Origin of the sequence: Oceanospirillum sediminis, assembly GCF_014164585.1 — a bacterium.
Taxonomy (GTDB): Bacteria; Pseudomonadota; Gammaproteobacteria; order Pseudomonadales; family Halomonadaceae; genus Oceanospirillum; species Oceanospirillum sediminis.
On sequence record NZ_JACJFM010000054.1, the window covers coordinates 1 to 24,806 of the forward strand.

20 protein-coding genes, 1 tRNA gene and 1 riboswitch are annotated in these 24,806 nt (G+C 49.4%); of the genes, 18 read left to right on the forward strand and 3 right to left on the reverse strand.

What is annotated here, in order from left to right; all coding sequences use genetic code 11:
- Window positions 1-161: 161 nt before the first annotated feature.
- A complete protein-coding gene (locus H4O21_RS22700) occupies window positions 162-1,058 on the forward strand; it encodes a sensor histidine kinase (protein ID WP_182811635.1) in 897 nt (298 codons plus the stop codon).
- A 98-nt stretch (window positions 1,059-1,156) separates the two neighbouring features.
- On the opposite strand, the gene H4O21_RS22705 is transcribed toward H4O21_RS22700, so the two are convergent.
- The 3 genes from H4O21_RS22705 to H4O21_RS22715 form a co-directional block, all read right to left on the reverse strand.
- On the reverse strand, window positions 1,157-1,606 hold the full coding sequence (locus H4O21_RS22705) for a DUF3291 domain-containing protein (RefSeq protein ID WP_182811637.1): 450 nt from the start codon (window positions 1,604-1,606) through the stop codon (window positions 1,157-1,159).
- 312 nt (window positions 1,607-1,918) lie between these two features.
- A complete protein-coding gene (locus H4O21_RS22710; RefSeq protein WP_182811640.1) occupies window positions 1,919-2,815 on the reverse strand; it encodes an AraC family transcriptional regulator in 897 nt (298 codons plus the stop codon).
- Between the two features lie 347 nt (window positions 2,816-3,162).
- A tRNA-Ser gene (locus H4O21_RS22715) sits at window positions 3,163-3,253 on the reverse strand.
- A gap of 255 nt (window positions 3,254-3,508) precedes the next feature.
- Window positions 3,509-3,748, forward strand: a riboswitch (cobalamin riboswitch).
- 151 nt (window positions 3,749-3,899) lie between these two features.
- Between H4O21_RS22715 and H4O21_RS22720 the strand changes: the two genes are divergently transcribed.
- The 17 genes from H4O21_RS22720 to cobN all read left to right on the forward strand — a co-directional run bounded on the left by H4O21_RS22720 (window position 3,900) and on the right by cobN (window position 24,717).
- On the forward strand, window positions 3,900-4,736 hold the full coding sequence (locus H4O21_RS22720; RefSeq protein WP_368737583.1) for a DUF4198 domain-containing protein: 837 nt from the start codon (window positions 3,900-3,902) through the stop codon (window positions 4,734-4,736).
- Window positions 4,737-4,870: 134 nt separating this feature from the next.
- Window positions 4,871-5,563, forward strand: coding sequence for a cobalt transporter CbiM (gene cbiM, locus H4O21_RS22725; RefSeq protein ID WP_182811643.1), 693 nt, complete (start codon window positions 4,871-4,873; stop codon window positions 5,561-5,563).
- Window positions 5,556-6,281, forward strand: a complete 726-nt coding sequence (locus tag H4O21_RS22730) for a NikL family nickel/cobalt ECF transporter subunit (RefSeq protein ID WP_182811646.1) — start codon at window positions 5,556-5,558, stop codon at window positions 6,279-6,281. The genes cbiM and H4O21_RS22730 overlap by 8 nt, the downstream gene beginning before the upstream one ends.
- A complete protein-coding gene (gene cbiQ, locus H4O21_RS22735; protein ID WP_182811649.1) occupies window positions 6,274-7,053 on the forward strand; it encodes a cobalt ECF transporter T component CbiQ in 780 nt (259 codons plus the stop codon). The genes H4O21_RS22730 and cbiQ overlap by 8 nt, the downstream gene beginning before the upstream one ends.
- Entirely contained in the window at window positions 7,050-7,877 is an 828-nt protein-coding gene (locus H4O21_RS22740; RefSeq protein WP_182811652.1) for an energy-coupling factor ABC transporter ATP-binding protein, read from the forward strand. Before cbiQ ends, H4O21_RS22740 begins: the two co-directional genes overlap by 4 nt.
- A complete protein-coding gene (locus tag H4O21_RS22745) occupies window positions 7,874-10,021 on the forward strand; it encodes an ATP-binding protein (RefSeq protein ID WP_182811655.1) in 2,148 nt (715 codons plus the stop codon). The genes H4O21_RS22740 and H4O21_RS22745 overlap by 4 nt, the downstream gene beginning before the upstream one ends.
- Window positions 10,018-11,472 carry a cobyrinic acid a,c-diamide synthase CobB gene (locus H4O21_RS22750; protein ID WP_370463950.1) on the forward strand — a complete coding sequence of 485 codons (1,455 nt, stop codon included), beginning with the start codon at window positions 10,018-10,020 and terminating at the stop codon, window positions 11,470-11,472. The genes H4O21_RS22745 and H4O21_RS22750 overlap by 4 nt, the downstream gene beginning before the upstream one ends.
- Window positions 11,473-11,526: 54 nt before the next feature.
- Window positions 11,527-12,738: a cobalt-precorrin-5B (C(1))-methyltransferase gene (locus H4O21_RS22755; RefSeq protein WP_182811661.1), complete on the forward strand. Its 1,212-nt coding sequence runs from the start codon at window positions 11,527-11,529 to the stop codon at window positions 12,736-12,738.
- Window positions 12,739-12,806: 68 nt separating this feature from the next.
- On the forward strand, window positions 12,807-13,688 hold the full coding sequence (locus H4O21_RS22760) for a precorrin-6A/cobalt-precorrin-6A reductase (protein WP_182811664.1): 882 nt from the start codon (window positions 12,807-12,809) through the stop codon (window positions 13,686-13,688).
- Between the two features lie 99 nt (window positions 13,689-13,787).
- Window positions 13,788-14,429 carry a precorrin-8X methylmutase gene (locus tag H4O21_RS22765; protein ID WP_182811667.1) on the forward strand — a complete coding sequence of 214 codons (642 nt, stop codon included), beginning with the start codon at window positions 13,788-13,790 and terminating at the stop codon, window positions 14,427-14,429.
- The gene (cbiE, locus tag H4O21_RS22770; RefSeq protein WP_182811670.1) at window positions 14,429-15,973 is read left to right on the forward strand and encodes a precorrin-6y C5,15-methyltransferase (decarboxylating) subunit CbiE; all 1,545 of its coding nucleotides are present in this window, start codon (window positions 14,429-14,431) and stop codon (window positions 15,971-15,973) included. Before H4O21_RS22765 ends, cbiE begins: the two co-directional genes overlap by 1 nt.
- Entirely contained in the window at window positions 15,966-16,787 is an 822-nt protein-coding gene (gene cobI / locus H4O21_RS22775; protein WP_255487427.1) for a precorrin-2 C(20)-methyltransferase, read from the forward strand. The genes cbiE and cobI overlap by 8 nt, the downstream gene beginning before the upstream one ends.
- Entirely contained in the window at window positions 16,784-17,785 is a 1,002-nt protein-coding gene (locus tag H4O21_RS22780; RefSeq protein WP_182811673.1) for a cobalt-precorrin 5A hydrolase, read from the forward strand. Before cobI ends, H4O21_RS22780 begins: the two co-directional genes overlap by 4 nt.
- Window positions 17,782-18,663, forward strand: coding sequence for a precorrin-3B C(17)-methyltransferase (cobJ, locus tag H4O21_RS22785; RefSeq protein ID WP_255487428.1), 882 nt, complete (start codon window positions 17,782-17,784; stop codon window positions 18,661-18,663). Before H4O21_RS22780 ends, cobJ begins: the two co-directional genes overlap by 4 nt.
- Complete coding sequence (gene cobM, locus H4O21_RS22790) at window positions 18,660-19,433, forward strand: precorrin-4 C(11)-methyltransferase (RefSeq protein ID WP_182811675.1); 774 nt, start codon at window positions 18,660-18,662, stop codon at window positions 19,431-19,433. The genes cobJ and cobM overlap by 4 nt, the downstream gene beginning before the upstream one ends.
- A 93-nt stretch (window positions 19,434-19,526) precedes the next feature.
- Entirely contained in the window at window positions 19,527-20,627 is a 1,101-nt protein-coding gene (cobW, locus tag H4O21_RS22795) for a cobalamin biosynthesis protein CobW (protein WP_182811678.1), read from the forward strand.
- 1 nt (window position 20,628) lies between these two features.
- Entirely contained in the window at window positions 20,629-24,717 is a 4,089-nt protein-coding gene (cobN, locus tag H4O21_RS22800; RefSeq protein ID WP_182811682.1) for a cobaltochelatase subunit CobN, read from the forward strand.
- Window positions 24,718-24,806 lie beyond the last annotated feature (89 nt).

The window sequence follows — 24,806 nt, forward strand, 5'->3', positions numbered from 1 at the left end:
GGAGCAGAAAGTCGGTTGGCTTTATTTCTTGAAGCAATAAAGCCAACGGATACTCAGTTAGGTAGAAACCTGACTTTTTCAGGGCTGACTATGTACCTGATCTGAGCCAGTCTGCGATTAAACCAAATCATATTATCGGCTTTTTTATGATGGGCCTGGATGTGACGGAATTAAGGCATCCCCCGGCAAACGGCCAGACAGATCCGTTACAACAGACAGAACATCATACCCGGTACCTGACAGAGTCACTGGACTATCTGAAAACAGCCAGAGATCTGCTGATTGAACAGGAAAAAATGGCATCCGTAGGTTCTCTGGTCACAGGCGTAGCCCACGAACTGAATACGCCTCTGGGAGTCAGCCTGACAGCAGCCAGTTTTCTGCAGGCTGAGAGTTTCCGGATAGAAGAAAGCCTGAATGCCGGTACACTATCAGCAGAGCAACTCCGCGCTTTTTTGCGGCAAAGCCAGGATACCGGCTTGCTGGTAGCAACCAATATCGAACGCACCTCTGCCTTAATTCAACGCTTTAAAGAGCTGGGAGCCACTTACTCAGGCGAAGCACCAGCAGAAATTAAAATCAATGAACTCCTGCAGGATGTCATTAGGCTGGCAGCAGGCTATCTGAGCAACAGCGGTATACAGCTGCATACCCAGGGTTCTGATCAGTCCCACCTGATCACCTATCCGGTCATTATCAGCAAAATTTTACTGAGCCTGATAGAAAACTCAGTCTGTCACGCTTTTATATCCCCCTCTGTACAAAATAATCCTGGTATCTGGCTGCAAGCCCACTATGAATCACCTGATCTGATATTGCACTACAGGGACAACGGCTGTGGTCTGAGCGAAGCAGGAAAAAAGCATATTTTTGATCCTTTCTTCAGTGAAAGAAGAACAGGCTTAAATAAAGAGATCTGCCACCGTCAGAATACCGGGCTGAGTATGGGCATAGTTTATAACCTGGTGACCCAGGCATTATCCGGACAGATCAGACTGGATCATCAGGAGGAGAAGGGCTTTGCGGTAATCATACGCTTTCCGGTCAGCTGCAACTGACCGGAATAGCGATTTCAGGCATAACGAAACAGAATATATTCTGCCCTGTCTGGTGTTGTAATACCTTGTTATGACAAACCAGAACAGGGGAAATGTAATTACTTTTCGGGCGCAGGAAACGCTCTGGCAAAGGTAAAAACGGAAGGCCCCGGACCATGCTGGGCTAAGTATTCCAGTTTTTCTTTGCCCTCTTCCAGAGACGGAATATGCCCTTTCGGAATCCACCAGAGCGCCTGATGAGCTTTTGTCATTTTTTTGAACCAGGCATCCCTGTCCCGAATTAGTTCAACATGGAGGGATTTATAAACATAATCTTTCAATGACCCGATATCCTGCCAGACACTCATATTAGCCAGGATCAACGGATCATCAAATACCCGAAAAGAGGTCGCGTCGCCAGCCTCTGACTGCAAGCGCCAAACAAAACCTGGCGCCTGATCCGCCAGGGCATTGATTTCATCCAGACGTGCGACAAATCCAGCCATCTGTTCAGACTCCAGCCCGGCAACAGCTCTGGCAATGTTAATCTGAGCCAATTGATACGTCATATAAACTCCTGTTAATTCTCTTTATCAGCATGTGATGAGGTAATAAAAGCACCAGAAAAACTGAGATCCCCTCAGCTCACCGGAGGGCGGGGCAGAGCGATCATATTGCTTTGCCATAAGCGACAGAACATAAGCAGCCTCATAGTGTTTAAAATCTGAATATGGAACAAAGTTCAGCTTAATCACCCCAGAAGATAAGGTATTGTCAGAAATTGACCTGAGCTTTAAATCTTCTGTACAGACGGCATAAACAAATAGCGGGTTGTAAAGGCCCGGAGCTGGAATTCAATAACAGGTCAGAAGCCGGGCCGATTAACGAAAGTCCGCTTTCTGATATTGTCCCGGTGTCGATGATGTGTGACTGACGAAGGCTTTATGAAAATGGCTCTGGTCGCTGAAACCTGTCATCTGCGCAATATCTGCCAGAGGCAGGTCTGATTTCAGCAGAATACGAGCTTGCTCTATCCGGGCATTATTCAGAAATGCTTTAGGAGAAATACCGGTATCTTTTTTAAACCGGCGAATCAGTGTTTCAGTACGACAGTTCAGCTCTTCTGCAATACGCTCAATGGCCGGAGGCCCGACAATATCCTGCAGTAATCGCTGTCGGCAGTAACGGGTAAAGCGGTGCTCTTCCTGTTGCCCAGAGATCGGGGTAAAAAACTGGCTGAATAAGTTAAAAATCAGTTGATCCAGTGCCTGCTCAGCTCCAGATAATTCTTGGTTGAGTAAGTGATGAACGGTCTCCAGATATAACTGCAATAGTGCGGGCTGCTGAAGCGTCATATCCGGACAAAAGATCTGCAGATTCTTTGATGCAACGATGCCAGCAGCATCTTTGAAAGATGTGCTTTTAACGGGAACAGTCGAATGATCGGCAAGATCACTGCTCTGATCAAATAATGCTGACAGCTTTTGCAGACACCAGCAGGCATCCAGATATAACATATAGTAACTTCGAAAATGCCCGGACTCCGGATTACAGTAATGAATATGTCCGGGATTGATAATCACCAGATCCCCCTTTTCAGCCTGCTGTATTTTCCCCTGATAGCAAACCTGAGTACTGCCATCCAGAATAGCGCCGATAGACAGTTGCTGGTGACTATGGGGTTTATAGTGCAGGGTACTGAACTCCGTACGCCTGAGTTCCAGCCAGGGTAACTCCGGGAAATGATAAAAGTTCTGATCTAAAGTCCGGCTGGTCATTATCGGGCCTTCGTGAGCAAGCAGTATTCAGAACAGCATATCGCTGATCTGACAACGGGCAAAGTCAAATCCGTGACGTCTTGTAGTCTGAACATAAAAAACCAGAGCCTGAAAACGTGTAGCCTTCTGTTAACTATGCCCATGTGCAGTTATTCACACCCTTCTGGCACCAGCATCACGGTAAGGTATTGTGGATAACACAGCACAAGTGAAATATATCTATGGATAGCATATTGCTGGCAAAACGTTGCAGAAATAAGCCAGAGAAGAGAGATCAGTGCAGAAAATTTATTTTCTGAAGGATAGAAACGAAAACACCCGCACAAGGCGGGTGTTTTCTGAATAGGTGGCGGAGGGACAGGGATTTGAACCCTGGAAGGGCTATTAACCCTTGCCGGTTTTCAAGACCGGTGCTTTCAGCCGCTCAGCCATCCCTCCAACGCCTGCGCATTGTATAGAGTCTCTAACCGCTTGTAAAGCATGAATTTTTATTTTTTTCATATTGACCAGAATCCAGCAATTCTGATCTATGAATACTTCATTTATGGCTCGCTGAACACCGGTGGATGAGATAAGAAATCAGAAGTAAAAGAGCAGCCACCCCAGCCGTCATAATCTGTTCCGTCAATCTGACATCAATTATTTCATACAGAATTGAATCCGACTCATTTGACCTGAAAGTCATCAACAGGTATCTTGCGCCGGTTATCAGGTCACTCTGTTTTTCATCAACAGAGCGATAATTGGGAAGTCGGTGCATTCACTTTATATCAGTCTGTGGATAATCCCGACACTGCCCCCGCAACGGTAAACTGGTGTAGTTATTTCATGGGCCACTGTCTGCTATTCAACCAGATGGGAAGGCGAAATAACCGAGCGACTGAACTTTGCTCACCAGTGAGTCCGGATACCAGCCTGATCATGATGTTCATTGGTGTTGCGGAGGGCTTCACCTGGCAATCGCAGATCAGTTTGTTCGGCGTTCTGCTCCTGACACACCGTCCTGAGCAAAATCACACTCAGATCTGAATATGCTTTTCCTCCCCAACTCCGCCTGTTTATTTCATCAGACGGAGCAATCTTCGTGTTTAACTGTTTTTCTGATCGTTCTTCAGCACTGCGTAAACTGCTGTTATCTACTGTTGCTGCAGGCTGCTTGTCTGCCTCGACAGCGCAAGCCCATTTTCAGATGATCTATACCCCTGAGTTGCTTCAGGAACGGGGTGGTCAGCTATCTCTGAAAATGCCTTTTACCCACCCGGCAGCCAGCGGTCATGTGATGACCATTGACCAGCCAGAAGCGTTTTATCAGATCCGTAAAGGCAAAAAAACAGATCTGCTGGATCAGGTAAAAGCCACTCAGTGGACCAGTGCCGAAAATACCGGTGTTTCTTATCAGGCCGATGTACGCCTGCGTGGTCTGGGTGACAATATTTTTGTCCTGCAAAGCGCGCCTTATCTGGAAGAGTCTGAAGATATTTATATTCAGCAGTTTGCCAAAACCATCGTTAACGTGGGTAGCCTGCCAACAGACTGGGATGCAGAACTGAATCTGCCAGCAGAAATTGTACCTCTAACCAAACCTTACGCTCTGTATGAAGGCGGCAGCTTTACTGGCATCGTTAAAAGTCAGGGCAAACCGGTTCCATTTGCTGAGATTGAAGTGGAATACATCAACTACGAACCGGATATGGCAGCGGATAAATTTGCTGATAAAGCCAATATTAATCCTCCTGCGGATGCTTTTGTCACCATGACCATTAAAGCCGATGCTAACGGTACTTTCACTTTTGCCTTACCAAAAGCGGGTCAATGGGGTTTCTGTGCTCTGGGTGTAGGCCCGGATACCGAGCATAACGGCAAAGAACTATCACAGGATGCCGTGATCTGGGTGCAGGCACACCCGGTAATGAGCAACTGATTCAGCAGTGAATTATTAATTAAGTCGTTTGAGCCATCCGGTTCAAAGACGATTACGCGATAAGAAATAAGCGGCAGACAAACCGATCGCCGGGAAGTTGAAATCAGCACCCTGGCAATGTAAGAGAGCAAATTATGCATATTGTTGATGGTGCGTTATCGGGAGAGGTTCTGGCCATTGGCGCAGCACTGGCTGTAGCCGGTGTTGGTCTGGGCCTGAAGAAAATGGACTACGATCACTTGCCTCAGGTCGGAGTACTGTCTGCTGCATTTTTTGTCGCGTCTTATATTCATTTACCGCTGGGTTTCTCCAGTGTGCATCTGATTCTGAACGGCCTGATTGGCCTGGCGCTGGGCTGGGCTGCATTTCCTGCTTTGTTGGTTGCCTTAATTCTGCAGGCGGTATTTTTTGGTTTTGGCGGTTTTCTGGTACTGGGAGTGAATACCCTTAATATCGCACTGCCAGCTGTGATCATGTTTTATCTGTGTCGCAAAGGTATCACCTCTCCAGTTCCCCGTAATGCCATGATCTGGGGTTTTATTGGTGGCGCCGGGGCGGTGGCACTCACCACCCTGTTTGTTGCAGCAGCGCTGGCTTTGTCAGGAGAGGCATTCTGGCTAGCAGCTAAACTAACACTGATAGCCCACATTCCGGTGATGCTGGTGGAAGGCTTTGTCACTGGTGCCGCAGTCCTGCTATTGAGAAAAGTGAAACCTGAGTTTCTGCAATTGTCAGAAGACTGGTTTGAGCAGACTCCAGTCTCAGATTCTGCATCTCGCTCTGTTTCTGCACCCGATACGGTTAGCAAGGAGGCCCGGCATGGCTAAGTCATTAATCAGACTGACGTTTGTTATAAAGTGGATCGCAGCATTCGTTATCGGAGCCTCTTTATCTGTACAGGCTCTGGCCCATAACGTGCTGGGTGGCGTGTATGCCATTGGTAGTACCATTGAAGGGGAAGCTGGCTTCTCCAATGGCGATATGGCCAAAGCCGGAACTCTGGTACTGATTCAGGCCAAAGATGGTCGCAAACTGGGTGAAACCAAAACAGATGAAGAAGGTTTTTTTGTCTTTGAAGCACGCGAGCAAATCGATCATCACTTTATTATTGATATGAGTGCTGGTCATGTGCTGAATCTGGTGCTGCCAGCGGATGAATTACCAGAAAACCTTTCAGCACAAACTATCCAACAGGATAGCGACGCTGCTCAGCAGGCATCAGCATCGGTCACAGCCAACACGGAATCAACAGGCCTGGTCAATTTGTACGCGCCTGCTAGTGGAATAAATAATCTCAATCCGGCCGTCGTCAGTCCGGATGAGCTACAGAAAATGATCGAACAGGCAGTGGCGCGTCAGGTAAAACCCTTACGTCAGGAACTGGCGGCCTATAAAGAAAAAGCCGGTTTTCAGGATATCCTGGGAGGCATCGGCTATATCTTTGGTTTATGCGGTTTAGGTATCTGGTGGCAACAGCGAAAACGAGCAAAGCGGGCTAACTCCCCCAAGCATCAAGACAGCGACAGAGTGAAGGATCATGCCTAAATCTCTGGAACACAGCGCAACCTCCTGGAAAGGCCAGCAGCTGAAGCACAAGCCTTCACTGATTGATCAGCTTGATCCCAGATTAAGAGTGGTAACTGCCGCTCTTTTTGCGTTTTTTATTGTGTTATCCGATCAGCTGTCAGTGCTGATTATCGGACTGATCACCGCATTCGCATTGGCAATACTGGCTCGATTGAATCTGAAGCGTACCCTGCGTCGGGTCATCGCGATGGATCTGTTTATTGTCGGCCTGCTGATCATGTTGCCATTTACCACACCAGGCACCGAGTTGTTTTCCATTATGGGACTGAGCGCCAGCCAGGAAGGTCTGTTGCACGCCATTATGATAGGTCTGAAAGCCAACGCCAGTGTGCTCTGTCTGTTATCCCTGATCGGAACCATGAATGCCACCTTGCTGGGTCATACACTGGCTCACCTGAAAGTACCGGACAAACTGGTTCATCTGCTGTTGTTTACCGTGCGTTATCTGGATGTTATCGGACAAGAATTTAAACGTATGCGCCGGGCGATGCAGGCCCGTGCATTTGTGATGGGCACGAACTGGCATACCTGGCGTTCCGTAGGCTATCTGATCGGTATGTTACTGGTGCGCTCTCTGGAACGTTCCGAGCGCATTATGGCCGCCATGAAATGCCGTGGCTTTAAAGGGCGGTTTTATCTGCTGGATCAGATGACACTGACCCGACTGGATTATCAGGCAGCTGCAGTCGCTGCACTCTGGTTTGCTCTGTTAGCAGGATTAAGTATATGACTCAGATAAATACGGCAGGCAATCAAGAACAAGCCACAGCTTCTGCTAACGCATTAACCAATGCTGTGAACCAGCCGTTAATCGAAACGAAGGGACTGTTTTATCGTTACCCTCGTCGTGGTGTGGTACTGGATCAAGTGGATTTTGCCCTGTATCCGAAAGAGCGTATTGCGCTGACCGGAGCTAACGGTGCAGGAAAAACTACATTTTTGCATCTGTTAGTGGGGCTGAAAAAAGCCAAAGGAGGTGAAATTATCGCCTTTGGCCAACCCCGACGTGCAGAAAAAGAGTTTGTTGAAGTCAGAGCAAAAGCTGGCTTTCTGTTTCAGGACCCGGATGACCAATTGTTCTGTCCCACAGTGCTGGAAGATGTAGCATTTGGGCCGCTGAATCTGGGTAAGAGCCGGGATGAAGCACTGAAAATCGCCCAAGATACTCTGGCCTGCCTAGGTATGAGTGGGTTTGAAGAGAGCATCACTCATCAGTTATCCGGTGGCGAAAAGCGTATGATTACGCTGGCTTGTGTGCTGGCGATGGAACCGGAAGTCTTACTGCTGGATGAGCCGACCAATGCGCTGGATAAAACCGCGCGCCAGCGACTGATCGACACTCTGAAATCGTTGCCGCAAGCGATGATTATTATCTCCCATGATCATGATTTCTTGGCTCAGCTGGCAACCCGAACGTTGGTATTAAGTGAAGGCAAGCTTTTGGATGGGACTAAAGCGCTGGATGAGGCAAAACAAGCAGTTAATGCAGTTTCTGACAGCAGCGAAGCGCAATCGGATAGACAAAGCCTGGTAAAAGAGGATGCAGAAGCATGAGCATCCACTTCCCTTTTGCCGCAGTGGCCGGTCAGGACAACTTTAAATTAGCCCTGCTGTTAGCCGCGATTAATCCGGGTATCGGTGGTGTTGTCGTCAGTGGGCCGAGAGGTTGTGCTAAATCCACTCTGGTACGAGGTTTAGCCGACCTGCTACCTGCTCAGGATCAGTTAGCCGGTACACATAACCAGAATGAAGATCCAGACCAGAAGAAAGACATAGGCCATTCTGCGGAGCAAACGGATAACGTACCTTTTATCACCCTGCCACTGGGAGCCAGTGAAGAACGCCTGTTAGGCAGTATTGATCTGCAAAAAGCTCTGAACCAGCAGGATGTCTGCTTTCATCCCGGTTTACTGCATCAGGCTCATGGCGGCGTGTTATATGTCGATGAAGTGAATTTATTGCCGGACCACCTAGTGGATCAGCTATTGGATGTGGCGGCCAGCGGGATCAATCGCATTGAGCGAGATGGTATCAGTCACAGCCATCCTGCAGAGTTCATGCTGATAGGCACCATGAACCCGGATGAGGGTGAGTTAAGGCCTCAACTGCAGGATCGATTTGGTCTTTGCGTGCAACTGGATAATCTCTACGACCCACTACAACGAGTCCGGATTGTTCAAAGTCGTGAAGCTTTTGACCGGGATGCCGAGGCGTTTTATCAGCACTATCAGGCAGAGCAACAAGCACTGACAGCGAAGATTATTCAGGCCAGACAGTTGCTGGCTGATGTGCAGTGCTCTGATGATTTACGTCTGCATATTGCTGAAGCTTGTTGTCAGGCTCAGGTTGATGGTATGAGGGCAGATATTGTCTGGTATCGGGCAGCGGTTGCTCATGCAGCACTGAACCAGCGTAGTCACGTTTTACTGAACGATATTCTGGCGACAGAAGAGCTGGTACTGGTACATCGTCGAAAGGTACGTTCCGGTGGATCGAATCAGAATACTGATAGCTCTTCTGGTGGTTCTTCGAGGGACTTGGGTTCAGATACTAATCAGCAATCTAAAAATGATTCAACGGATCAACGCCCATCGAAAACTAATCATCCCTTTAAGCGACCAGAAGGCAGTCGTCGTCCAACGCAATCCAATGAATGGAATTCCGAGCAGCATTCTGATTCAGGTACATCAGATCCGCTAAATAGTGACAGCAACGGTACAGAACTATCAGATCATAATGGTGGAAAATCATCGGGTCAGAATGATACTGGAGCATCAGAACATGAAGGTAATTATGGCCGGTCATCAGGTACAGCAGGAGCTGGAACCACACCTCAGTATCAGGCTATTACCTCACAAATATCCTTCTCTGGTTTAAACCAGATTTTCGATAACCCAGCGGACAAATCGCAGGCTCGTTATCGTACATCAGAATCATCACATCAATTGCTTCAACCTGCAGGTAAAGAGAAAGGTACTGGTGGTTCAGGCAGCTACCGGGTAGCAGACACAAGTAAAGCACAGAACCAGTCCAGATCGGTAAACTGGTTTAAAACTCTGGTGCATAACCGAAGCAAAAGTACGTTCGAAAAATTGATCTTTCAGCCCCGACGTCAGGCAAAACCTGTATTGCATCTGGTGCTGCTGGATACCTCAGCATCTGTACTGAGTTTCGATGGACCCGGCTTTGATGGAGCCGGTTTCGATAGACCGGGTTTTAATGGAACTGGTTTTGATAAAGCAGCCCCAGAGACAGGTATCGCAAAGTCCGGCCGATTGGCGAAAGCCAAAGCCATTTTGCTGGCCATTGCACAGGAAGCGTATCTGAAGCGTCAGCAGTTAGCGGTTCTGGGTTTTGGTAATGAAACAACCACAGTGTTATTGCCACGTAAGAGAGCACCGAAAGAGCTTAATCAATGGGTTGAGGCGTTAACTGCGGGTGGCGGTACGCCGTTACGTCAGGCGATAGAAGATGCCACAGCTTATTTAAAGCAAGCGATACAGCGTCAGCCAGGATTGCATAGTCGCTGTTATCTGCTGACGGATGGCCGTAGTACCTGTTCATTGCAGGATCTGGAGCTGCCTGGAGAAACCGTCCTGATAGACACTGAACAAAGCGTCGTAAAACGTGGCCGGGGGCAAGAACTGGCACAACAGTTAGGCGCTCAATATTTACCCGTTGCACAGTTGGAAGCATGAATATGAAAAACACCACAACCGCCTCAGCAAGTTGTCCGGCTCTGTTTCTGGCGGCACCGGGTTCAGGTTCTGGTAAAACCACAGTAACAGCGGCGCTGGCACGGGCCTTTACCCAACAGGGTAAGGTGGTCCGAGTCTTTAAAACCGGGCCGGATTATCTCGATCCGCAAATTCTGGCTCAGGCATCCGGTCAACCGGTTGAGCAGCTGGATATGTGGATGGCCGGCGAAGCCTACTGTCAGCAAATGCTGTATCAGGCAGCACAGGATGCTGATCTGATTCTGGTGGAAGGCGTGATGGGCCTGTTTGACGGCGAACCTTCCAGTGCCGATCTGGCGGCACGTTTTAATATCCCACTGGCTATTGTGATGGATGTCAAAGGCATGGCGCAAACGGCTGCCGCCATTGCGATGGGACTGGCTAATTTCCGTGATGATATTCAGGTAGCAGGCTTGATTGCGAACTCCTGCGGCACTGAACGCCATGCACAGCTGATTCGAGATGCACTACCTGAAAGCCTGCCTTTGCTGGCAACCTTACCAAGAGATCCTGAAGTGGCTTTGCCTGAACGTCATCTGGGGCTGGTTCAGGCAGAAGAAGTGCAGGAAGAACTGGAACAGCGCTTTAATGCCGGTGTGAGCTGGCTGAATAATCAACCGATTACTGAGCTGCCTGCAGCAGTCACTTTTTATGCTGCTGAAACTGAGCAACGTTGTGTTACTGAAGATTGTGCCACTGAAACAGACCAATCTGCTCCGGATTCCGTCAAGTTATCCCAAGCACTAGCAGGTAAAACCGTAGCCATTGCCCGTGATCGGGCGTTTAGCTTTATCTATGACGCTAACCTGCGTTTATTAAATGAACTGGGTGCTGAATACCGTTTCTTTTCACCGCTAACGGATCAAATTTTGCCAGAAGCCGATGCACTCTGGTTACCGGGCGGCTATCCGGAACTGTACGCCAGACAGCTTTCTGAAAATACCGCCATGCTTCAAACAATTCAGGCATTTCATCAGGCTGGTAAACCGATTCTGGCAGAGTGTGGCGGCTTCTTATATAGCCTGGAAACGTTAACTGATCTGGAAGACAACCAGTATCCATTACTAGGCTTGTTGACGGGGCATGGTGCGATGCGAGGTAAGCGAGGGTGTCAAGGTATGCAAACAGCGCCTTTGCCTGAAGGTGAAATACGGGCCCATGCTCATCACAGGTCCCGTTGTTTTGATACCGATGAACCCATTGCCCATGGACGTCGCCAGAGACATCCCGCACCGGGTGAAGGCATCTGGCGCAGCAAAGGCCTGACGGCCAGTTATCTGCATCTGTTCTTCCCATCCAATCCGGAAGCTATCGCCCGGATCTTTGGGGGCGATTTTGAGCAGTCTGCTGCTTCTGTATCTTCGGTTTCCTCATCTGCATCTGCTGCTACGCCATCAGCAGTTTGTCAGTAGCGGTTTGTTAGTGACGGGCTGTTAGTCAGAAGGTTGAACACCAGGACATAAATTATGTGGCCAGAGAGTTCTGAATCACCAAAGCCTTTACGCTCCGGCTTAACCACCGGCAGCTGTGCAACAGCCTGTTGTGTGGCAGCGACTCAGGCTCTGTTTGCTCAGCGTCAGCCCGAGTCGGTCGAGATCACGTTGCCCAAAGGGCAGCAAGTAAATCTTCCGATCAGTGATTACTGCTGGCTGGATACGAATGAACTGCAGTCACCCGAAGCGGTATCAGAAATAGCAGCGGAAGAGACCGCAAAAGTAAAAAGAGCGGCAACAAGAGAGTCGATCAGACGAAGAGCATCAGGAGTTCGTACTGCCACAGTTAAAGATGCAGGGGATGACCCGGATGTGACTCATGGAGCAACTGTCTACGTAGAACTACGCCTGACGGAACAACCGGGTATCGAGTTTAAAGCCGCTAATGGCGTCGGCACAGTAACCCGTGAAGGTCTGGCATTAGCTGTGGGTGAACCAGCGATTAATCCGGTACCCAGAAAAATGATTACTGAGCATCTCACTCAAGCCGCTTATACCTGGCAGTACGAGGGCGGTTTTGAGGTTTCCGTTGGCGTGGAAAAAGGTGAACAGATCGCACTGAAAACAATGAACCCGAGGTTAGGGATTCTGGGTGGATTGTCCATCCTGGGTACGACGGGCATTGTTCGGCCTTATTCCTGCTCGGCTTATATCGCTTCGATTCATCAGGCGATCAGTGTGGCGAAACATAATGGCCATCACCATATTGCCGCGACAACAGGCAGCAGCAGTGAAAAAGCAGTGGCGGATCTGTATGGATTACCTGAAATGGCACTGGTTGAGATGGGTGATTTTGTCGGTGCAGTGCTGAAGTATCTGAAAAAAGTGCCTATGCAGAAACTGACGCTATGCGGTGGTTTTGGCAAGTTCAGTAAGCTGGCAGAAGGGCATCTGGATCTGAACAGCCGGGCCTCTTCGATCAGTTTTGAGCACCTTGTAGAACAGGCCAGACTGGCCGGGGCAGATCAGGCTCTGTGCGAGCAAATTCTGCACTGTAATACCAGCATTCAGGCATTAAAGCTATGCCAGAGTGCAGGTGTGCCCTTTGGTGATCAGATATGCAAAACCGCCTGGCAGAAAGCACGTAAGTATTTGCCAGAAGGTACAGAGCTGGAAGTGCTGGCGATTGATCGTCAGGGCAATTTTGTTGGTGGTTATCCCGCCAGAATTGAGCAAATAGCTTAATAGGACAGGTAGGTCGGATAAGCGGAGCGTCATCCGACATAGTTTTTAAACCGGATTAAGAAACAGCTATGAGCAAGATCCTATTATTGGGCGGCACTTCTGATGGCCGCAAGCTGGCAGCCCGACTGCATAAAGCTGGATTCCAGGTGATCTACAGTGTCGCCGGTTTAGTGCGTATGCCGGAACTGGATTGCGAAGTAATCTCGGGTGGTTTTAGTCAATTTGCTCCTGAACGAGTCTTAGATAAAGAAGAGCATAACCCATCAGTTAGCGGTCTGGTGAGTTTTCTGAAGACACAACAGGTTGCTCTGATTCTGGATGTTACTCATCCCTATGCCGTGAACATGAGCACTCACGCAGTACAGGCTGCAGAAGCCGAACAGATTCCATGCTGGCGTTTCCACCGCCCAGCCTGGGAGATGCAAGAAGGTGACCGCTGGTCTTCTTTTGTTGATTGGCACGAGATGCTGCAACAGCTGAGATCCAGACAAGGTGGTGTATTGCTGACAACAGGGCAGCTGACTCAGTCAGAACTGGATCAACTGATGGATGCAGTGAATCAATCCGCAGTTAAAACCACAGAACTTTCCCATGGAAAAGTTTCTCAGGGTTCACTGGATAGATCAGAGCCTGAACCATTAAGAATCGTGATGCGCACTGCAGCGCCCAGTCGTGTCGAGTTACCGGAAGAGATTCACTGGATTAAAGCAATCGGTCCATTTGATGCTGGCAATGAAAAAGCCTTGTTGGAAGAACATGGTATCCAGGTGGTAGTCAGCAAAAACAGTGGTGGCAAAGCCACTCAAGGCAAATTAGATGCGGCAAGAGCATTAGGTATTGAAGTCTTTATGTTGCAGCGCCCGGAACTACCCGAAGCAACACGCAGCTTCAGCGATCCGGATCAGGTGTTTGCCGAATTGATTTCCAGGACTCAGTCCGGGTCCTTGTAACCACGATTATTTATAACAACTGATACCGATAACTGCTGAAATTTTCAGCCTCTGACCAGGCCAGAGATTTACACCGATAAGAAAGGAAAAAGCCAACGTATGCCGTTTGATTATGTCATCGATCCTGTTGCTATTGAGCAGGAAAGTTTCCGCCAGATTCGTCAATTAACCAAGCTGGATGGGCTGACTCAGCCTGAGCAACAAGTCGTTATGCGAGTGGTTCACAGCATAGGTATGCCGGAGGTGGCGGCACAGGTGCGTTTTAGTGATGACGCCTGTGAAAACGGTTTAAAGGCACTGGCTGATCATGCCCCGATTCTGTGTGATGTAGATATGGTCAAGCAGGGGATTACCAAACGGATGATCCAGCAGGAACCGCTTTGCTTTCTGAATCATAAAGATACTCAGCAGATTGCCAAAGAGAAAGGGGAAACCCGATCAATGGCCGCTCTGGAATTATGGCGACCACATCTGGCTGGCAGTGTAGTGGTGATCGGTAATGCACCAACGGCGCTATTTCGGTTATTAGAGATGATCGAACAAGGATCAGATAAGCCTGCTGTGATTATTGGTATGCCGGTAGGCTTTGTTGGTGCAGCTGAATCGAAAGAGGCGCTATGGCAAGTACATCAGAAATTAGGTATTGAGTGTATTACCTTGCTGGGCCGACAGGGCGGCAGTGCGGTGTCATCGGCAACCTGCAATGCTTTACTGCGTTGTAACCGTGGTGAGATTTACTGATGCTGCATGTTATCGGCCTAGGTGTCAGTGAGACCGCTCGTTTAAGTGATGAAGCCGTTGCGGCATTACAACATTGTGATGTGGTTTATGGCTCTGATCGTCAACTGGCAACTGTATCAGGCTATCTGGTCCCTTGTTCAAAAGACGCTTCTTTTTCAGGAAACGTTATATGTACAGAAAGCAGTGCAGGAACAGATGCTGTAGGAATAGATAAGACTACGTATTTAAATGATAACGGCGTATCTCAGTCTACTGTTATTGTCCCTGACTTATGCGTATTGCCTAAACTCTCCGAGTTAAAGGATCAACTGACGGATCGTTTATCCAATGATCAAACGATTTGCGTACTGGCATCCGGCGACCCGCTGTTTTTCGGTATTGGCCGTTGGCTGAAACAACACTTTGAACAATGGGGTATTAGCTTCTATCCCGCAGTGTCCAGCATTCAGACCGCGTGTCACAAATTGGGATTGTCTCTGCAGGATGTTCAGGTCGTGAGCTTGCATGGTCGTCCCTTGATCAGTCTTCGACGTCACCTGAAACAGAATCAAACACTGGTGATACTGACTGACAAGCACTCATACCCCGAAGCGATTGCACAAGAGTGCCTGACAGCAGGTTTTACCGGTTTCACTCTGACGATCTGCGAAGACCTGGGATACCCGCAAGAACGAGTGACCACAGTAGACGTATCATCTGAGCAACAGATAGATTTATCGGCGTTGAGTGACGTCTCGCCTCTGCATGTGTCTGTACTGCAGTTAAAACAGGTTCGACCTGACGACCAACTTAGCCCTACATTAGTTCAGGCTGACCTAGCACAGTCTAGCCAGGCTCAATCAGAACAGTCCCAGCCAGACAGGGTTTACCTGCCTGAGTTTCCGGGTATTCCCGACCAGCATTTTATTACTGATGGCCCTGCCGGTAAGGGCATGATCACCAAACGTGAAGCCAGACTGAATATTCTCTCTTTACTCCAGTTAGCAAAAGGGGATGTGCTATGGGACATCGGTGCGGGTTGTGGCGGTGTTGCCGTTGAACTGAGTTACTGGCAACCCGGTGCAGAGGTATGGGCCATTGAACATCATCCAGAGAGACTAGCCTGTCTGGAAGCTAACCGGGAGCGCTTTGGTGTCGTCAGCAATTTAAAAGTCGTTTCCGGGCGCGCGCCAGAAGCATTAAACAATCTGCCAACGGCCAACAAGGTCTTTATCGGCGGTAGTGATGGTGAACTGCCACAACTTCTCGATCTTTGCTGGCAGCAGCTACCTGAACAGGGCGTACTGGTAGCCAGTGCCGTGACAGAAAACACCCGACAGCATCTGTTGAACTTCTATCAGCAACGGCAGCAAGCAACTGATGCTCAATTAGACACTTTACAAGTGGCAATTAGCAAAGGGGCTGAACTGGCTGGGCAGTTGATGTATCGCCCGACACTACCAGTCACACTTTTCCGCTTTGAAAAGCAGGCAGTAGTTGAAAAGAAAGCCCAACCAGAAAAACAAGTCATAGATGATAACTATCAGGGTAGAGCTAATGACTGAAACGACAACAATGGGCACTTTATACGGTGTAGGCGTAGGCCCTGGTGATCCTGAGCTATTGACGCTTAAGGCATTGCGCCTGATTCAGTCAGCACCAGTGATTAGCTATCTGACCAGCGCTGAAAAAAGTGATCGCACAGATGATAACAAGGCTCAGAAAGCAGAGCAGCCTGTCTACCGCTCTCAGGCACGTTTTATTGCACGGGAAGCCTTTGCTCTGCAAACGCCTGTGCAATCAGAAAACCAACTGGAAATCCCGATTGCTATGCCGATGAGTACGGATCGTACTCTGGCAAATCAAGCTTACGACGAAGGTGCTTTACAGATTGCAGAGCAATTGCGTCAAGGCAACGACGTGATCTTTCTGTGTGAAGGTGATCCGCTATTTTTTGGCTCTTTTGCTTATCTGCTGCAACGTCTGGACAGTGAATTTAACTGCCAGGTTGTGCCGGGTATTTCCTCTGTCCATGCTGCAGCCTCAGCGTTGCAACAACCGTTGACGCTACTGAAAGAATCTTTTGCCGTTGTGAGTGGTCGTCATAGTGATGCTCAGATTATCCGGGCATTACTGGATCATGACAGTGTGGTGATTATGAAAGCCGGACGAGCCCGTCAGCGAATTCTGTCTTTACTGAGTCAGACAGGGCGACGTGATGATGCCCACTACCTGGAATATATCGGTCGTGAAAATCAGCGCATTTTATCCGATATGGATCAGCTGGAAGATCACGCAGGGCCTTATTTCTCACTGTTCGTGATTAACCGTCAGTCGTCGGAGCGTTTAGGTGATAGCAGTAAGGGGAAAGCCCTTTGATCACTATTTTCACTCTGACTGACGCAGGCAAAACGCTGGCTTACCGGCTGCGGGATCAATTAGAAACGGTCGCGTCTGCAGCATCAGAAGACAGATCATTTGAATGCCAGATTCTGCATAAACCCATACAGTTTAAGCAGACGGTTCAGCATGTTTTTTCTCAGGCTGAGCAGAAGCAGGATATGCTGATCTTTATCTGTGCCACAGGCATTGTGATGCGTACGCTGGCTCCTGTGCTGGAAAATAAATACCAGGATGCTCCCGTACTCGTGATGGATGAGCAGGGGCGATTTGTTATTCCTCTGCTGTCGGGTCACGAAGGTGGTGCTAATCAGTTGGCGAACCAGATTGCCGGATTGTTAAATGCCCAAGCAGTGATTACTACAGCGGGCCATTATCTGAACCCTATTTATACCGTAGGCATGGGCTGCGAGCGTCATTGCCCCAGGGATGAGCTGGAAAGATTACTGCAGGATTGTTTGCAACAAGCGGGCCTGAGCATTGATCAGATCAGCTCGATTAATAGCATCGATATAAAGTCGGATGAGGTTGGTTTGATTGAACTGGCCCAGAGTCTGAATAAGCCTTTTCAGACCTGGCATAAAGACCAGCTGAATACCATGGATCATCTGCTGAACTCCCGATCTGAGTATGTATTTAATACAGTGGGAGTCTATGGCGTGGCGGAGTCTGCCGCTTTATATGGTGCTCAACAAGCTCTAATCGAATCAGATCCAGATACTGCTCCGGAAATGATTACAAGCGAGCATCAGACTTCAAACAATCCATCTTCTTCGCAACAGGTATCGCCAGGCTCTCAACCTGAATTGGCTCTGGTTAAACAGAAAACACGCAAAGCCACCTGCGCTATTGCCCGTATCTATCCGGCTACAGATAAAGCTTTGTTTTCATCCTCGTCTTCATTTTCAGCAGCATCTACTCAACAGAGCGCTGCTAAAACATCGAACACTTCAGATTCCAGGAATAAAAACGTATGAGTCGACTCTTTGTTGTGGGCACTGGCCCCGGCGATCTGTCTCTGGTTGCACCCAGAGCATTAACTGCCATTCAGGCCAGTAGCGATCTGGTGGCTTATGGTTTGTACCTGGATCTGTTAGGTGATGTCTGTCAGGGCAAAACTCACCACGATCTGCCATTAGGCGAAGAGATTGGTCGTGCCCGACTAGCACTGAATCTGGCCGCCAGCGGTAAAACTACGGCTCTGATCTCCAGTGGTGATATCGGTATTTACGCCATGGCGACGCTGGTATTTGAACTATTAGATCAGCAGCTATCTTTTCAGGAGGGCAGCTCTGGCAGTAGCCATGAAAATCACCCGGAATGGCTGGATGTTGAGATCGAAGTCATTCCGGGAATTTCTGCCATGCAAGCCGGTGCCAGTCGTGTTGGCGCTATGCTGGGCCATGATTTCTGTACCATCTCGTTATCAGACCTGTTAACGCCATGGGAAACCATCGAACAGCGTATTCATAGTGCCGGCCAGGGCGATTTTGTCGTGTCTTTCTACAATCCGGTATCCCGTAAACGGGACTGGCAGCTGAATACCGCACGAGATATTCTGTTGCAGTATCGCCCGGCCAGTACGCCGGTACTGCTGGGACGCCAGCTGACCCGTGAAGATGAAAGCATTCGCATTATCCGACTGGATGAACTGGATGCCAAAGACGTGGATATGTTCACTCTGGTGAGTGTGGGCAATAGTGAATCCCGTCATATCGTTAATGGCAGTAAAGAGTGGGTTTATACCCCTCGCGGTTATCGCAAAAAACTGGGCCAGGCTGCCGATAGTTCTGCTGATTCTTCTCAGTCAAAAGACGAGTCAAAGCAAAAGTCAGAAGAAGAGGCACAGTCATGACCGTTTACTTTATTGGTGCCGGTCCCGGTGATCCTGAACTGATGACCATTAAAGGTCAGCGTATTCTACAGCAATGTCCGATTGTGTTGTATGCAGGGTCATTAGTGCCCCGTGAGATTCTGGCATCAGTCGAAGATAAAGCAGAGCTGATTGTCGATACTGCAACGACCAATCTGGATGAGATTATGGGTTATATCCGTAAAGCTCACGCAGAAGGTAAAGATGTTGCTCGTCTGCACTCTGGTGATCCATCACTATATGGAGCCATAGGCGAACAGATTCGTCGTCTGGAGCAGGAAGAGATCGATTACCAGATTATTCCTGGCGTGAGTGCAGTAGCAGCTTCTGCTGCTTATCTGGGCAAAGAGCTGACACTATCCGGCGTATCTCAGACCATCATTATGACCCGCTATGAAGGTAAAACCCCGTTTCCTGAACGCGAACGCCTGCCTGAACTGGCGCGAAGTGGGGCTACTCTGGCAATTCATCTGGGTATTACCCGTATCCACAAAATTGTTGAAGAACTGTTGCCTCACTATGGGGAGGATTGTCCGGTAGCAGTGTGTTATCGCACTTCCTGGCCAGATCAGGACAAAGTAACAGGCACGCTGAAAGATATCGTTGCTAAGGTCCGTGAAAAAGGCTTTTCCCGTACGGCACTGATTCTGGTGGGGCATGTACTGGACAGCGACGACTTTGCGGATTCTTACCTGTATCACAAGGATCAGGCGCATATTTACCGCCCTAAAGTGAAAAAGGCAAAAGGTTAAGAAAGGCGAAAAGAGAAGCCAGTAAAAAAGCAAAAGCCGATAGCCAGACAATCACTAAATAATAAACAGCTACAGATCCGACAAGGAATAATCATGCAGTTAAATAAAATCCCGACCACTGTTGTCACCGGTTTTCTGGGCAGCGGTAAAACCACGTTGTTATCCAATGTACTGAAGCAGGCAGCTGGCAAGCGCATTGCCGTAATCGTCAACGAGTTCGGTGAACTGGATATCGATTCTGAGCTGCTGCGCTCCTGCCCGCTGGAGTGCGAAGAGGAAGGCCAGACTGTGGAGCAATCTTCAGAAGGTTTCTACGAACTGGCCAATGGTTGCATCTGCTGTACAGTTGAAGAAGAGTTTCTGCCAGTGATGCAGCAACTGGTCGAGCGTCGTGATGATATCGATCATATCCTGATCGAAACCAGTGGTCTGGCGCTGCCAAAGCCTTTGGTGCAAGCATTTAACTGGCCGGGCATTAAAGAATACTGCACCGTTGATGCGGTAATTACCGTGGTGGATGGTCCGGCAGTTGCTGCAGGTCGTTTTGCCCATGATGAAGATAAAGTGCAGGAACAGCGCTTAGCAGATGAAAGCCTGGATCATGATCCATCGCTGCAGGAACTGCTGGAAGATCAGTTGAGCGCAGCTGATCTGGTTGTGGTCAGCAAAAATGATCTGCTGGATGAAGCGCAACGCACTAACGTGGCAGACAAAGTGAATGCTCGTGTCCCGGATTCTGTGAAAACCGTTTATATCCATAACGGTGAAGCGCAGCTGGATCTGTTGCTGGGCCTGGATGCAGCTTCTGAAACCCGTATCGACCATGTTCATAACCATCACGATCACCACCATGATCACGGTGAAGAGCACGATCATGCTCATGATCACTTTGATTCCTTTGTGGTGACTCTGGGTGAAGTGGACAGTGATCGTCTGCAGGCGACACTGAACGAACTGATTAACACTCAGAACATCTTCCGGGCCAAAGGCTTTGCTGCTCTGCCAGATAAACCGATGCGTCAGGTATTCCAAGCAGTGGGTAAACGTCTGGATATCCATTTTGATCGTCTGTGGCAACCTGAAGAAGCTCGCAAAACTCAGCTGGTATTTATCGGTAAAGGGATTTCTGAAGCAGAGATTACCGCTGCTCTGGCCAGTGCTCAGGTGACTGAGCCTGCAGTAAGCGAGGCGTAAGATGCACCTGCTGGCGGCACAACCCGGTGGTTTTGTGGATGATGAGGGGATTATCGACCTGGATCAGACTCCCGGCGATATCATCATTCTTTCTGCAGCGGATACCTCTCTGGCGGCTTTATCTGAAGGGGCCAGACGCTTTTATCAGCAGCTCTATCGCGATGTTTCTCGATCAGACACAGGCGATAGCGTTGCAAAAGCGAAACAAGAGGTCAAAGAAGCAAGTGAAGAGTCAAACTCAACGCCTGCGATCCGTTTAGCCAACTGGATGCAGCTACTCAAACCTGCTGCTTATGATCTGTACGAGCATAAAGTGCTGGAACAGGCTGAGCTGGTGGTACTGTCCTTGTTAGGAGGGCAGAACTACTGGGAATATGGTTTTGAGCGCCTGGTGGAGTGGAGCAAAGGCCAGACACCATCGGGACGTGCCCGTCAGCTGATTATTGTGCCGGGGGATGATACCCCTGATCCTGAGTTGTTTGCCGCATCGACTCAGGATCTGAATACCTGCCAGAAAGTCTGGCGTTACCTGCGTCAGAGCGGTATTGAAAACAGTGAAAACCTGCTGCGATTTTTAACTCAGGAACTGTTAATGGGCAACGGTTGGGTGCCTGAATTTTGTCTGCAGAGTGAAAAGACAAACTTTGACCAGAAGCAGACTACCTATCTGCAGCAATGGCAGGAACCCAGAGTACTGCCCTATGCGATGCGTTATTTCCCAGCGGTGGGAAGGGAAGGCAGTAAAAGTGAGTCTCAAGACTCAGAGCTTTTTAAAAACTCAGAGCTGCCTCAAAAGACATGTCTACTGCTGTTCTACCGCAGCCATCTGCAAAGCGCTAATACCGAGGTCTTTGATGGCCTGATGACAGCCATACAGGCGCAGGGCTTAAACCCGGTTGCTGTAGCAATAGCTTCGTTAAAAGACGATGAATCCGTAGCTCTGATGAATCACCTGGCAGAGCAACATGATGCCCGGTTAATTATCAACACCACAGGCTTTGCCAGTAACCGCGTAGACAGCCCTGATCTGAGTTCCGAGCCGACTGAGTTTGCCTCACCCTTTGAGCGTCAGATCCCCGTGCTGCAACTGGTGCTGTCCGGTAGTACGGAACAGGACTGGCAACAACATAACCAGGGGCTGCGTAGTCGTGATATCGCCATGCAGGTGGTGTTGCCAGAGATGGATGGTCGAGTGATCACCCGTGCCGTCAGTTTTAAAGCAGAATCCTGGTTCGATCCACGCTGTCAGGTCTCGGTAGTGCGTTATCAGTTGCATCAGGAACGAGCGAACTTTATTGCTGAGCTGGCCCAGCGTTACTGTCAGCTATCAGATAAAGCCAATGCTGATAAACGACTGGCGATTATTCTGGCCAATTACCCAACTAAAGATGGCCGTATTGGTAACGGTGTTGGACTGGATACACCGCAGTCAGCGGTTAATATTCTGCAAGCGTTAAAAGCATCGGGTTATCCGCTGGATCAGCTACCTGAAACCGGCACTGAGTTGATCGAATGGTTACTGGAATCCGTAACCAATAACCCGAACACCCTGCATCAGTTACCCTGTTGGCAAAGTATGGCACTGGATGAGTATCGCCATCACTTCAGCCAGATCCCTCAGGAATGTCAGCAAGCGGTGCTGGAACGCTGGGGAGCACCAGAGCAGGATATTAAGTGTCGTTATGGCCGCTTGATGCTGTCAGGGCTTCGCTTAGGTGAGGTGTTTGTCGGTATTCAGCCTGCCCGTGGTTTTAATATCGATCTGGCGGCTAACTACCATGACCCGGATCTGATTCCGCCTCACAATTATCTGGCATTTTATTTCTGGTTACGTCACTGCTACCAGGTAGAAGCCGTAGTCCATGTGGGCAAACACGGTAATCTGGAGTGGCTACCCGGTAAGGGAACTGCTTTATCTGATCAGTGCTGGCCGGATATTGCCTTAGGACCGATCCCCCATTTTTATCCGTTTATTGTCAATGACCCCGGTGAAGGCGCTCAGGCTAAGCGTCGTACTCAGGCGGTGATTATTGATCATCTGATGCCACCGATGACCCGTGCGGAAAGCTACGGCGAAATGGCAGAACTGGAAAGTCTGGTAGACGAATACTATCAGGCGATGGGTATGGATGAGCGCCGGGAGAAATGGCTGCGCGACGAAATTATGAAGCAGGTGCGCAAGACGCATCTGCTGGAGGAGCTGGGCAAAGCAACGGCAGAATCATCTGATGATGAAGTGCTGGCCGAACTGGATGCTTACCTGTGTGAGATTAAAGAATCTCAGATCCGTCATGGCCTGCATATTCTGGGGCAGTTACCGAATAGAGATAAACTGGCAGACACTTTAGTTGCCTTGCTGCGCCTGCCCCGTGGAGCGGATGCCGAAAGCCAGGGAATTTTGCATAACCTGAGTCAGGATCTGGATCTGCGCACAGCATCCGGTGAACTTTTTGATCCTCTGGCTGCAGATACTCAACCCTGGCAGGGCAAGCGTCCAGAATGTCTACTGACGGTTGATCAGGACACTCACTGGCGAACCGCTGCAGATACCCGTGAGCGCCTTGAGTTATTGGCTCTGGAGTTGGTTAAAACCTTGTTGTTAGAAGAGTCATCGCAATCGAGCCTGGTCTATTTTAACAGCCAGGCTAACTTTGACAGCCGGGCTGGTTTTGATAGTCCGGTGAATCCAGATGAATTGCCACGCACAGCCCGCCAGCTGGAATACGCCAGAGCCCGTTTGCTCCCCGCGTTAGAGCAAAGTGCGGAGCAGGAATTATCGGCCCTGACAAATGGCCTGGCCGGGCAGTTTGTGCCACCGGGCCCTAGCGGTGCGCCGACTCGTGGCCGCCTGGATACTCTACCCACCGGACGTAACTTCTTCTCTGTCGATAATCGCTCAATTCCATCGCCTGCGGCCTGGGCCATTGGTGAGCGTTCAGCACAGGCATTGATCGAACGCCATCTGCAGGAACACGGCGATTTCCCGAAACAACTCGGTTTATCGGTCTGGGGCACAGCCACCATGCGTACCGGTGGCGATGATATTGCTCAGGCATTTGCTCTGATGGGTGTCAGACCAATCTGGGCACCAGGATCAAACCGCGTTACCGACTTTGAAGTGATCAGCTGTATGCGCCTGGGGCGCCCTCGGGTGGATGTCACCTTGCGTGTCTCGGGTTTCTTCCGGGATGCGTTTCCTAATGTGATGAAGCTCTATGATGCAGCGGTTCAGAAAATTGCAGCACTGGAGGAGCCGGGTAACGGCAATACGATCAAAGCCAATATTCTCTCTCGCCAACAAGCATTGATTGAGCAGGGGCTGTCGCCAGAGCAGGCGATGCGTCAGGCCAGTTACCGGGTATTTGGCAGCAAACCGGGCGCTTATGGTGCCGGATTGCAGGGTCTGATTGATGAACGATGCTGGGAAGAGAGCAGTGATCTGGCAGAAGCTTACCTGAACTGGGGCGGCTATGCCTACGGTAATCAGGCCGGTGATGGTGTTGCGGCTCATCAGGCATTTCAGCATCGACTGTCCCAACTGGAAGTGGTGGTGCAGAACCAGGATAACCGGGAACACGATCTGCTTGATTCTGATGATTATTACCAGTTCCAGGGCGGTATGAATAACGCGGTTCGGGTCTTTCGAGGTGAAGCACCTGAGGTGTACCACAGTGATCATTCCAACCCAGCAGCCCCGAAAATTCGTACCTTAAAAGAGGAACTGAACCGGGTAATTCGCAGTCGCGTACTGAATCCGAAATGGATCAACGCCATGCGTGAACACGGCTATAAAGGCGCGTTTGAGATGGCGGCCAGTGTGGATTATCTGTTTGCCTATGATGCTACGACAGATCTGATTGATGACTATCAATACGAAAAAGTCGCTGATGCTCTGGTATTTGATCGTGAGAATCAGGACTTCCTGCAACAACATAATCCTCATGCCTTAGAAGAGATGGCAGAGCGTCTGCTGGAAGCGACACAGCGAGGACTATGGCAGGAACCCGGTGAATATGCCCGTCGCCTGCAGCATTTGCTGCTGGAACTGGATGAACAGAACGAAAGAGCCGATAACACCGCTGAATTCTGAACGTCTAGCGATCAGATCTCAGAGATAGCAATCAGCAGCCTGAAGATTAGCGGTTAAATAATTAAGCATTGAATAACGCAAGATAAAAG

Bases quoted from the DNA above. Each gene is read 5' to 3' on its own strand.
- H4O21_RS22745 (WP_182811655.1), top strand. From the start codon at position 7,874: ATGAGCATCCACTTCCCTTTTGCCGCAGTGGCCGGTCAGGACAACTTT.
- H4O21_RS22705 (WP_182811637.1), bottom strand. From the start codon at position 1,606: ATGACGTATCAATTGGCTCAGATTAACATTGCCAGAGCTGTTGCCGGG.
- cobN (WP_182811682.1), top strand. From the start codon at position 20,629: ATGCACCTGCTGGCGGCACAACCCGGTGGTTTTGTGGATGATGAGGGG.
- H4O21_RS22710 (WP_182811640.1), bottom strand. From the start codon at position 2,815: ATGACCAGCCGGACTTTAGATCAGAACTTTTATCATTTCCCGGAGTTA.
- cobI (WP_255487427.1), top strand. From the start codon at position 15,966: ATGACTGAAACGACAACAATGGGCACTTTATACGGTGTAGGCGTAGGC.
- cobJ (WP_255487428.1), top strand. From the start codon at position 17,782: ATGAGTCGACTCTTTGTTGTGGGCACTGGCCCCGGCGATCTGTCTCTG.
- H4O21_RS22755 (WP_182811661.1), top strand. From the start codon at position 11,527: ATGTGGCCAGAGAGTTCTGAATCACCAAAGCCTTTACGCTCCGGCTTA.
- cobM (WP_182811675.1), top strand. From the start codon at position 18,660: ATGACCGTTTACTTTATTGGTGCCGGTCCCGGTGATCCTGAACTGATG.
- cbiQ (WP_182811649.1), top strand. From the start codon at position 6,274: ATGCCTAAATCTCTGGAACACAGCGCAACCTCCTGGAAAGGCCAGCAG.
- cbiM (WP_182811643.1), top strand. From the start codon at position 4,871: ATGCATATTGTTGATGGTGCGTTATCGGGAGAGGTTCTGGCCATTGGC.
- cobW (WP_182811678.1), top strand. From the start codon at position 19,527: ATGCAGTTAAATAAAATCCCGACCACTGTTGTCACCGGTTTTCTGGGC.
- H4O21_RS22750 (WP_370463950.1), top strand. From the start codon at position 10,018: ATGAATATGAAAAACACCACAACCGCCTCAGCAAGTTGTCCGGCTCTG.
- H4O21_RS22760 (WP_182811664.1), top strand. From the start codon at position 12,807: ATGAGCAAGATCCTATTATTGGGCGGCACTTCTGATGGCCGCAAGCTG.
- cbiE (WP_182811670.1), top strand. From the start codon at position 14,429: ATGCTGCATGTTATCGGCCTAGGTGTCAGTGAGACCGCTCGTTTAAGT.
- H4O21_RS22730 (WP_182811646.1), top strand. From the start codon at position 5,556: ATGGCTAAGTCATTAATCAGACTGACGTTTGTTATAAAGTGGATCGCA.
- H4O21_RS22765 (WP_182811667.1), top strand. From the start codon at position 13,788: ATGCCGTTTGATTATGTCATCGATCCTGTTGCTATTGAGCAGGAAAGT.
- H4O21_RS22740 (WP_182811652.1), top strand. From the start codon at position 7,050: ATGACTCAGATAAATACGGCAGGCAATCAAGAACAAGCCACAGCTTCT.